Origin of the sequence: Oceanisphaera marina (genome assembly GCF_014643915.1) — a bacterium.
GTDB classification, from domain to species: Bacteria; Pseudomonadota; Gammaproteobacteria; order Enterobacterales; family Aeromonadaceae; genus Oceanimonas; species Oceanimonas marina.
Genome location: NZ_BMKE01000058.1, coordinates 1 through 1383, shown reverse-complemented (window position 1 = coordinate 1383; position 1383 = coordinate 1). Strand labels below are relative to the sequence as shown.

At 54.4% G+C, this 1383-nt stretch carries 1 protein-coding gene; it reads left to right on the top strand.

The window, feature by feature from the left end; genetic code table 11:
* Positions 1–72: 72 nt before the first annotated feature.
* Positions 73–1365 (top strand): IS4 family transposase, encoded by a 1293-nt coding sequence (locus IEW52_RS15525; RefSeq protein WP_188630990.1) that lies wholly within the window; start codon positions 73–75, stop codon positions 1363–1365.
* Positions 1366–1383 lie beyond the last annotated feature (18 nt).

Below are 1383 nucleotides of genomic sequence, written 5' to 3'. Positions count from 1 at the left end.
CATCCCTTTACCCATAAGTCCTTGAATGAGTATCATCAATGCCACTGAACAACAGGTGTAGCGACGAGTGACATGACGAATTGGGTTGAGCAGGAGTTTGCCACCGCAGATCTGGGCGATGAGCGATTAAACCAGCGACTGGCTAAGGTTGTTGAGACCTTGGCCAGGCAACCAGGCAAGAGTATCACTGCGGCATGCCGTGGCTGGAGCGAAACCAAGGCAACCTATCGCTTGCTGGAGCAGGACATTGGCTGGGACTGCTTGCTCCAACCCCATTGGGACAGCACTCTGGCGCGGGCGGCAGAGCACAACACCGTGCTGTGTCTGCAAGATACCACTGAACTGGATTTCAATGGCCGCAAGGCTGAGGGATTAGGCAAACTGAACTACGATGCTCGCCGTGGCATGTACCTTCACCCCACCTTGATGGTGACACCGGAGCGCTTGCCGTTGGGTATCACCGATGCCTGGATGTGGGCACGCGATGGCCAGCAACCAAAGGAAAGTGAACGCTGGCTGGAAGGCTATCAGCGTATCAGTGAATTGAAACAACAGCTGCCTGATACCCGGTTGGTGTATGTCGGCGACCGGGAAGCCGATCTGTTCACGCTCTATCAAGAGCACACAGCCTTCCCCAATATCGACTACCTGATCCGGGGAAAACATAATCGCAAGCTGGCGGACGGGCGCAAGCTCAAGGAAGCGGTCGCGGCGGCGCCGGTATTGGGTGAGGTAAGTTTTACCTTGCCCAAAGGGAGAAAACGCCCCTCCAGGCCGGTTACCTTGCACATCCGCGCCACTCAAGTGGTATTAAAACAGCAGCAGTTGCCGATCACCGTGGTACTGGCAGAAGAGCAAAACGCCCCCGCCGGGGCGACACCGATCAGTTGGATGCTACTCAGCAACATCCAGGTAGAGACGCTATCAGGCGCTCAGGAGCTGCTGAACTGGTATCTGTGTCGTTGGGACATTGAACTGTTTTTCAAAACGTTAAAAAGTGGTTGTCGAGTAGAGTCGATGCAACTGCGAAGCCGAGAGAAGCTGGAGCGGTTATTGGTGCTCAAAATGATTGTCGCCTGGCGGGTGATGTACCTGATGCGGCTCAATCGCGTGGTGCCGGAGCTCAGCTGCGAACTGGTTTTTGACCCTGAAGAATGGCGGATCATATACGCTTCGACGTTACGGAAAACGCCGCCTAAAGACGCCCCGAGTCTGAGAACTATGCTCCATCTGGTGGCCTCTTATGGTGGTTATTTAGGACGTAAGGGTGATAGAGAACCCGGGTTACAAACGCTGTGGCTGGGCCTGGAACGTTGCCATGATATGGTCCGAGCCATACAAGAAACAAAGGAATTATTGGGCTGACTTATGGGTAAAGGGATG